The sequence below is a fragment of the Helicobacter pylori genome, assembly GCF_014498195.1.
Lineage (GTDB): Bacteria > Campylobacterota > Campylobacteria > Campylobacterales > Helicobacteraceae > Helicobacter > Helicobacter pylori_DO.
In genome coordinates this window covers 88,364-97,521 of record NZ_JACTGH010000007.1, presented here as the reverse complement: position 1 = coordinate 97,521, position 9,158 = coordinate 88,364, and the positions used below count along the sequence as shown (strand labels likewise).

General features: G+C 40.0%; 8 protein-coding genes and 1 pseudogene. 3 read left to right on the top strand and 6 right to left on the bottom strand.

Annotated features, from left to right (window positions below; genetic code table 11):
* The 3 genes and pseudogenes from H7N67_RS04625 to uvrB all read left to right on the top strand — a co-directional run.
* A pseudogene (locus H7N67_RS04625) lies at positions 1-626 on the top strand (DUF3519 domain-containing protein); the annotation flags it as partial.
* A gap of 65 nt (positions 627-691) precedes the next feature.
* Positions 692-1,378, top strand: a complete 687-nt coding sequence (locus H7N67_RS04620; RefSeq protein WP_187939212.1) for an ATP synthase subunit B family protein — start codon at positions 692-694, stop codon at positions 1,376-1,378.
* Positions 1,379-1,447: 69 nt separating this feature from the next.
* Entirely contained in the window at positions 1,448-3,424 is a 1,977-nt protein-coding gene (gene uvrB, locus H7N67_RS04615) for an excinuclease ABC subunit UvrB (protein WP_187939211.1), read from the top strand.
* A 24-nt stretch (positions 3,425-3,448) separates the two neighbouring features.
* On the opposite strand, the gene H7N67_RS04610 is transcribed toward uvrB, so the two are convergent.
* The 6 genes from H7N67_RS04610 to H7N67_RS04585 all read right to left on the bottom strand — a co-directional run bounded on the left by H7N67_RS04610 (position 3,449) and on the right by H7N67_RS04585 (position 8,939).
* Positions 3,449-4,282, bottom strand: a complete 834-nt coding sequence (locus tag H7N67_RS04610) for an outer membrane protein (protein WP_187939210.1) — start codon at positions 4,280-4,282, stop codon at positions 3,449-3,451.
* Positions 4,283-4,347: 65 nt separating this feature from the next.
* Positions 4,348-5,670 carry an adenylosuccinate lyase gene (gene purB / locus H7N67_RS04605; RefSeq protein WP_187939209.1) on the bottom strand — a complete coding sequence of 441 codons (1,323 nt, stop codon included), beginning with the start codon at positions 5,668-5,670 and terminating at the stop codon, positions 4,348-4,350.
* 110 nt (positions 5,671-5,780) lie between these two features.
* On the bottom strand, positions 5,781-6,725 hold the full coding sequence (locus tag H7N67_RS04600; RefSeq protein WP_000238169.1) for a thiamine pyrophosphate-dependent enzyme: 945 nt from the start codon (positions 6,723-6,725) through the stop codon (positions 5,781-5,783).
* 12 nt (positions 6,726-6,737) lie between these two features.
* Positions 6,738-7,961 carry a 2-oxoacid:ferredoxin oxidoreductase subunit alpha gene (locus H7N67_RS04595; RefSeq protein WP_000124325.1) on the bottom strand — a complete coding sequence of 408 codons (1,224 nt, stop codon included), beginning with the start codon at positions 7,959-7,961 and terminating at the stop codon, positions 6,738-6,740.
* A 9-nt stretch (positions 7,962-7,970) separates the two neighbouring features.
* Positions 7,971-8,363: a 4Fe-4S dicluster-binding protein gene (locus H7N67_RS04590; RefSeq protein WP_000656174.1), complete on the bottom strand. Its 393-nt coding sequence runs from the start codon at positions 8,361-8,363 to the stop codon at positions 7,971-7,973.
* A 15-nt stretch (positions 8,364-8,378) separates the two neighbouring features.
* Positions 8,379-8,939, bottom strand: coding sequence for a pyruvate flavodoxin oxidoreductase subunit gamma (locus tag H7N67_RS04585; protein WP_000486467.1), 561 nt, complete (start codon positions 8,937-8,939; stop codon positions 8,379-8,381).
* Positions 8,940-9,158: the final 219 nt, after the last annotated feature.

Here is a 9,158-nt window from a genome sequence, read left to right as displayed (position 1 = left end):
AGGACATTGATATTTACGATTTCACGCATTACCTTTTAATGGTCAATAGAGAGCCAAACGAAAATAACCCTACCTTAAAGCGCTTGATAGAAGCTATTAAAGACATGCAAAAAGAGAGCGAGAAAGGCAGTAAAGAAGTTAGTAAAAAGAGTGCAGAAGAAACAGAGAAAGGGATTAAAGAACGAGCCTTTAAAGTCATAGAAGACAAAGAAGCGTTTTTGAAAGATTTGAACGCTATCAAGCCTACACCATTACCAAAAGAGATTGACACCGAGAACTTTTTAAACGCTTTTAACGGCGTTAAAAATAAAGAAAATTTCATTAAACATTTACAAAGCAAGCCTGACAGCGCGCACCGATTAGCTTATTTGCATTTAGTAGAACCTACCTTAAAAGAACCCGATATTACGCTTATTTTCAAAGAGCAAGGTAAGGAAGTAAAAAAAGAGCATATCAAAGCCTTCCAAGGCGATCCTAAAACGATTTATTATTTTTTAGTTACGCAAGATAATGATAGTAAGCTTATAATAGGATTAAAAGTTAAACCAATTTACATTAAAGCAGAGATTGACAAGGCGGACATTATCCACTCTTTCATTCCGCAGGCAAGAACGCTTAAAGAATAAGCCGATGAAGTGGGCTTGCATTGAAACTATAAAACAAAAAATTGAAAAAGTCAAGGAGTGTTAAAATGATAAATTACCCTAATCTACCTAATAGCGCTTTAGAAATCACCGAACAGCCACAGGTTAAAGAAATCACTAACGAGCTTTTAAAGCAATTACAAAACGCTTTACATAGTAACGCGCTTTTTACCGATCAAATACAGCTAAGCCTTAAAGGCATGGTTAGGATTTTAGAGGTGCTTTTGAGTTTGGATTTTTTCAAAAACGCGAATGAAATTGATAGCAGTTTAAGAAACTCCATTGAATGGCTGAGTAACGCCGGCGAGAGCTTAAAAAATAAAATGAAAGAATACGAGCGCTTTTTTAGCGAGTTTAATACGAGCATGCATGCTAACGAGCAAGAAGTAACCGCTACTTTAAACGCTAACACGGAAAACATCAAAAGCGAGATTAAAAAGCTAGAAAATCAATTGATAGAAACCACTACTAGGCTTTTAACGAGTTATCAGATCTTTTTAAATAACGCACGAGATAACGCTAACAACCAAATCACAGAAAACAAAACCGCAAGCCTTGAAGCAATCACCCAAGCGAAAACAACCGCTAATAATGAAATAAGCGCTAATCAAACGCAAGCGATAACTAACATTAACGAAGCGAAAGAAAACGCTACAACGCAAATAAGCACCAAAGAAACGCAAGCGATAACTAACATTAACGAAGCTAAAAGACGATCATTATCAAAACATTGATTTTTTTGAGATTGAATAAGGCGTGTTAAAAACCTACTATAATACCCCTAAAAAATGCGAGTTTTAAAGATGCCTTTATTTGATTTAAAAAGCCCTTATCCACCAGCAGGCGATCAGCCCCAAGCCATAGAAGCTTTAACAAAAAGCTTGAAAAATAACAACCATTATCAAACTCTAGTGGGGGTTACAGGGAGCGGTAAGACTTACACGATGGCCAATATCATCGCTCAAACCAATAAACCCGCTTTGATCATGAGCCATAATAAGACCTTATGCGCACAGCTTTATAGCGAGTTTAAGGCGTTTTTCCCGCATAATAGGGTGGAGTATTTTATCTCCCACTTTGATTACTACCAGCCTGAAAGCTATATCCCTAGGAGGGATTTATTCATTGAAAAAGACAGCTCTATTAATGATGATTTAGAGCGTTTGAGATTGAGCGCGACCACCTCACTTTTAGGTTATGATGATGTGATCGTGATAGCGAGCGTTTCGGCTAATTATGGTTTGGGTAACCCTGAAGAATATTTAAAAGTCATGGAAAAAATCAAAGTGGGCGAGAAACGCGCTTACAAGAGCTTTTTATTAAAGCTAGTGGAAATGGGTTATAGCCGTAATGAAGTGGTGTTTGATAGGGGGAGCTTTAGAGCGATGGGGGAATGCGTGGATATTTTCCCCGCTTATAATGACGCTGAATTTATTAGGATTGAATTTTTTGGCGATGAGATAGAAAGGATTGCGGTCTTTGACGCTTTAGAAAGAAATGAAATCAAGCGCTTGGATTCTGTCATGCTTTATGCGGCCAGTCAGTTTGCTGTAGGGAGCGAGAGGTTGAATTTAGCCATTAAAAGCATTGAAGACGAACTCGCTCTAAGATTGAAATTTTTTAAAGAGCAGGATAAAATGCTTGAATACAACCGCCTCAAACAACGCACCGAGCATGATTTAGAAATGATTAGCGCAACCGGTGTGTGTAAGGGCATTGAAAATTACGCGCGCCATTTCACCGGTAAAGCCCCTAACGAAACGCCTTTTTGCTTGTTTGATTATTTAGGGATATTTGATCGGGAATTTTTAGTCATTGTAGATGAAAGCCATGTGAGTTTGCCGCAATTTGGGGGGATGTATGCAGGGGATATGAGCAGGAAAAGCGTTTTAGTGGAATATGGTTTTAGATTGCCTAGCGCTTTAGACAACCGCCCTTTAAAGTTTGATGAATTTATCCATAAAAATTGCCAGTTCCTTTTTGTGTCCGCTACGCCCAATAAGCTAGAATTAGAGCTTTCTCAAAAGAATGTCGCTGAGCAAATCATTCGCCCTACAGGGCTTTTAGACCCCAAATTTGAAGTGCGAGACAGCGATAAGCAAGTCCAGGATTTATTTGATGAAATCAAGCTAGTGGTGGCTAGAGGTGAAAGGGTGCTCATCACCACGCTCACTAAAAAAATGGCAGAAGAATTGTGTAAATATTATGCTGAATGGGGCTTAAAGGTGCGTTACATGCATAGTGAAATTGATGCGATTGAAAGAAATCACATCATCCGCTCTTTAAGGCTTAAAGAATTTGACATTTTAATAGGGATCAATCTTTTAAGAGAGGGGCTAGATTTGCCTGAAGTTTCTTTAGTAGCGATCATGGATGCGGATAAAGAAGGGTTTTTAAGGAGTGAAACAAGCCTCATTCAAACCATGGGGCGAGCCGCTAGAAACGCTAATGGCAAGGTTTTACTATACGCTAAAAAGATCACTCAAAGCATGCAAAAAGCCTTTGAGATCACTAGTTACAGGCGCGCTAAGCAAGAAGAGTTTAATAAAATTCATAATATCACCCCCAAAACCGTTACGCGCGCTTTAGAAGAGGAATTGAAATTAAGAGACGATGAAATTAGAATCGCTAAAGCCTTAAAAAAGGACAAAATGCCTAAAAGTGAAAGGGAAAAAATCATTAAAGAACTGGATAAAAAAATGCGAGAATGCGCGAAGAATTTGGATTTTGAAGAAGCGATGCGTTTGAGAGACGAAATCGCTCAATTAAGAACGCTTTAAAAACTATCTCTTAAAAACTGCACTTTAAAAACTATAAGTGTAGTTGAAATAAACCGAGTAATTGCGCCTGAAATCAACTTGGTATAACAAGCTGTTGATCCCGTATTCTAAAAATCGTAAAACCTTTAGGACATTTCCACTATTATTGCTAATGTTATTCATGGAATAATAGTGGTTAAGATAATAAGTAGGGACTTTAATCCCAAAGCCAAATTGGTTGCGCTTATTCCCTAAACGAACCCCTAAATTTACCAAAAACTGGAAACCATTTGGATCCACTTTCCCGCCAAAAGTGTCTAAAAGAAGTGCTTGATACAATAACGCATCGCTCAATTTGTCATACACCCCGGCAAAAGCAATCCCCAGATTGAACCCGGCAAAAAACTTATCCCCATTATAAGCGTTCAATAATAAATCCATATAAGTGCCGTAAGTGGAAATGATAATAGACTGCGATTCTTTTTGTCCATAAAGAGAGGCGCTCAAATCATAAAACAGCCCCCACCTAAATCCAAACCATTTCGTTTCTTCATGCTTACCCACCCATTTATAGCCCACCTGAACGCCAAGGCCATTAGACACATACGAATTTTTAAAAACAAGGCTTAAGCCATCGCTAAAAATGATTTGGCTTTTATTGAATTGTTGGGATAAATTCAAGTTGCTGTAGTTGTGCTGAATGCTCCCTAACTGATACCCAAACCCCAAATAAAACGCCGATTGATCCGCATAGCGTTTAATGGGCGAAACCACCTTTTTATTAAAAAAAGTGTAATCCCCTTTAGTCAAAACATCTTTAAAACCCTTTGCATTAAGCGCGCAAAAAAGCCCTAAAATTAAGTATAACGCTCGTTTCAAAAAACCCCTTAAAACTTCAATTTTTTAGCGCTTATTTTATAGTTTTGTTTTTGTAAAAACGCGCCTTATTCAAACACCCTTTTAAAAATCGCCCCCACATTTTTAGTGTAATAATTGTAATCAAAACATGCTTTGATTTCATCTTCGCTCAAATATTTTTTCAAGCGTTCATCGTTGAGTAGAGCGTTTAAAAACAAATTTTCATCAGCGTTTTTAAAAGCGCCTTGTTGCAAAACCTCCCATATTTTCATCGCATTTTCTTGCACGATAGAATAGCTTTCTTCTCGGCTCAAACCTTTTTTAGGCAATTCCAATAACACCCGTTGCGAAAAGACTAGCCCCCCACTCAAAGCTAAATTTTTAAGCATGTTTTTAGGATAAACCACCAGATTTTCAATCACGCCATTCAAGCGGCTGAGCATAAAATCGCTAGTGATAAACAGATCGGGCAGCGCAAAACGCTCCACAGAGCTATGGCTCATGTCCCTTTCATGCCATAAGGCGACATTTTCTAGCATGGGGGTCGTAAAAGAGCGAATCACCCTGCAAAGCCCGGTGATATTCTCGCTCAATATGGGGTTTCTTTTGTGAGGCATCGCAGAGCTTCCTTTTTGCCCTGTTGAAAAAGCTTCTTCCACTTCATAGACTTCACTGCGTTGCAAATGGCGGATATTGACAGCGATTTTTTCACAACTGCTCGCTAAAAGAGCCAGATCGCATGCAAGCCTAGCGTAGCGGTCTCTTTGAATGACTTGATTATTGATATTGGCGGTTTTTAAGCCTAAAAATTCGCACGCTAATTCTTCTAATTCTAAGGGGGCGTGCGCGAAATTCCCCATAGCCCCACTGATCGCTCCCACGCTGATAAATTCCATCGTTAAATCTAAGGCTTTTAAATGCCGTTTGATTTCATCAGCAAAAAGGGCTAACACTAAGCCAAAAGTAATGGGTTCGCCAAACACCCCATGGCTTCTGCCTACCATTAGCGTGTCTTGATGCTCTAAAGCTCTGTTTTTAAGGGTTTCATAGAGGTTTTGAACGCCTTTTTGAATGAGTTTTAAGCTTTTGGTCATCAATAGCGCCATAGCCGTATCAATGCAATCGCTAGAAGTGATCCCATAATGAAAAAAGCGGGATTCTTCGCCCAAGCTTTCAGCCACGCAAGTAGTGAAGGCGATTAAATCATGCTTAGTGGTTTTTTCAATTTCTTTGATGCGCTCAAGATTGAATGCCGCTTTTAAGCAGATTTTTTCACAATCGCTATCTTGGATTTGCCCAAGCTTGTTCCACGCCCTAACGACAGCTTTTTCCACTTCCAAATAAGTTTCAAACTTGGTTTGCTCATTCCATAGGGCTTTCATTTCTTCATTCGCATAGCGTTCTAACACCGGACAATCCTTACAATCAAAATGGGATTTATGTTACTTTAAAGGGGTTTAAAGAATCAAGGGGGAAAATCGCACAAGGTGCAAGAAAGCCCCTTGATTTAATTAAAGGGTTATACTTTAGCTTCTTCTCTGCGTTGCAAGTATTCCCAACGCTCATTCACATCTTTTTGCAATTCTTCAATAATGTGTTCGTTTTCTTTTTTGAAAAGATGTTTGAAGCGTTTTTGTGCCCCTAAATAATCCCTTACAGGAATGATATTTCTGGGGCGGTAAGTGATTTTTAATTCCCTGCCATTAAAGATTTCAAATAGGGGGAACATCAAGCTATCCACAGCCATATCCGCTAATTCAATGGTTTTATTGGATTCAAATTTCCATTCAGTCGTGCATGGGCTAAGAGCGTTGATGAAGCAAGGCCCTTCAGTGTCTAGCGCGGTTTTAATCTTTTTGTTCATGTCTTTCCATTTGTTAGGCGAGAGTTGCGCCACATAAGGAACCCCATGGCTTGCCATGATATTGACGATGTCTTTTTTCTTTTCTTTTTTACCAAAGCTCACCGATCCTGATGGCGTGGTAGAAGTGCTAGCCCCTAATGGCGTAGAGCCGCTTCTTTGACCGCCGGTATTGGCGTAGTTTTCATTATCTAGGCAAATGTAAGTCATGTCATGCCCTCTTTCCATGCAACCGCTGATGAATTGAAGACCAATATCATAACTAGCCCCATCGCCCCCAAACGCCACAAATTTTGGTTTTTGACCTTGATAGCGGCCCTTATTCACTAGCGCTTTATACATCGCTTCCACCCCTGAAATCGCCGTAGAGCCATTTTCAAAACCAATATGAATCCAAGGCACATCCCATGAAGTGTGAGGATACACAGCCGAGCATACCTCTAAACAACCGGTAGAATTGCCTAAAACAATAGGCCCATCTACAGCGTTTAAAACTTCGCGCACAATAATGCCATGCCCACAACCCGGGCAAAGCAAGTGCGAGCCTTGAAATTTCTCAGCGCTTTGGCTAAAACCTTTGAGTGTTTTGACTTCTTTTACCATGATATTTCCTTTTTAAAAAAAGCTCATTTTAGGGCCGTGCAAACCTACGAATTGTTGGGTAGGGTGCGTGAGCGTGCCTTTAAGAGCGTCTTCATTGATTTCTTCAAAAATCTCGCATAAATGCGCGATCGTCATATCCCTTTCGCCTAAACCATAAATGTAGTTAGACACCACAGGGTGTTTAGTCCCTTGCGTTTGATACACCGCGCTCGTTACTTCATTAAACATCGCCCCCATAGCGCCCGCTGGGGAGCTTTTATCTAAAATCGCTAGAGCCTTAAGATTTTTCAAATCCTGCCCCAATCTTTCATAAGGGAAAGGGCGCAGAGAATGGATGGTAGCCACGCCGGCCTTAATGCCTTTTTTACGCATTTCCTTAGCCGCTACGATCGCTGATTCATAAGTAGTGCCTAACGCAAAGATAGCGATTTCAGCGTCTTCTAGCTGGAAAGTTTTAGTCAAATGGTATTGTCTGCCTGTGAGTTTAGCGAAATCATTGAACACTTCTTCAATCACAGAAGATGCACTCATGATCGCATGATGGAGTTGGGCTTTATGCTCATAATGCCATTCTTCTTCAGCTTGCGCGCCATAGCTTACCGGTTTATCAAAATCCAAAAGGGAATGTTTGGTTTGGTATTCGCCTACGAATTGATAAGCCACTGCATCGCTCAAAGGGCGGACATTTTGCACGGTGTGCGAGCATAAAAACCCATCTTGATTGACAATAGTAGGCACGCGCACCTTTTGATGCTCTGCGATTTTAAACGCCATTAAAGTGAAATCGTAAGCTTCTTGGGGGTTGCATGTGCATAAACTGATCCAGCCAGAATCCCTGCTTAAATACATATCCGAATGATCGCCATGGATATTTAAAGGGGCTGCTAAAGCGCGATTGACTAAATTCAAAACAATAGGCAAACGCATGCCAGAAGCCTGGTATAAAACCTCTACCATTAACGCCAAACCTTGAGAGCTGGTCGCAGTGCTGACCCTCCCTCCAGCTGCAGCAGCTCCCACGCATGCGCTCATGGCGGCATGCTCAGATTCCACTAAAACAAATTCGCCATCAATATAGCCATTATCTTTAAACGAGCCATAATTTTGCACAATGGGCGTTGATGGGGTGATAGGATAGGCTGCGATGACATCAATTTGAGCCTGTCTTAAAGCGTTAGAACTAGCGGTATTGCCATCCCACACTTCTATCTCTTGCAATTCAATACTTCTTGCCATATTTTTTCCTTATGATTTTTTCTTTTCTTGTTTTTGCGGCCATTGAGTGAGGGCGGTAGCGGGCTCAATTTGTTCTTCAAACATCCATAGCGATTTAGGGTTGGTGGGGCAGACATCCACACACACGCCACAGCCTTTACAATGAGAATAATCCACGCCTTTTAACTTGCCCTCTCTTGAAAGAATGGCAGCGTCTGGGCAATAAACCCAACAATTAAAGCAATTGATGCAAATATTATTGTTATGCACAGGCTTAGCCACGCGCCAATGAGCCACTGAAGTGGTGAAGTAGCTTTGCTCGGTGTAATGGCGCTCATCATTGTGTTTTTCCATTTCGCTTTGCGCGTTTTTTTCAAAAGGGAAGAGCACCGCTCCCATTTCAAATTCATTCCAATCTTTCATCTTTGTTCCTTAATGTTATTGAACTTCTTCATAAGCTCTTTGGATAGCGAGCATGTTAGCGTCAATGACTTCTTGCGTGAGTTTTTTGCCTAAAACTTTCTTAAAAGCTTCTTTAAAAGCCCCAATTTCAAGCATGCCAGACACTTTCATTAACGCTCCTAGCATGGGCGTGTTAGGGATGGGGCGTTTTAAGGTTTCCATAGAGATTTTTAAACAATCCACTAAAAACACCTTACGGGTTTTTAATTCAGGTTTTTTTTCAAACAATTCTTCTTTGTTAAGATAGCTAGTGATAATATAAGTCGTGTCTTCTTTTTCATTAGCGAAGATGTTTTCAATGAAAACCAAACCGGGATCAATCACCAGCACATAATCAGGCTGCATGAAGCGTTCATGGTTTAAAATAGGCTCATCATCAACGCGGTTATAAGCCATCATAGCAGCCCCCCTTTTAGCTGAACCATAAGAAGCGAACGCTTGCACTTCTTTACCTGTTTTTGAAATCACATCAGCTAACCCTTTAGCACCGGTGATAGCGCCTTGGCCAGCTCGCGCATGCCATCTAATTTGAAACATGGTAATATGTCTCCTTAATATCGTATAAAATAAATTGAATTTAGCCTAGAATTATACAAGAAAAACTATTAATGTGTCTTATAACAATATCTTTTTAGGAATTTTTATAGGAAAATGGGGGCATACTTACAAGAATTATGGCTATTTATTCTAAAAAGATAGGCGTTCTTAATCAAAACCACTAATATTTATTTTAAACTTTGTTATTATTTAGGGTGT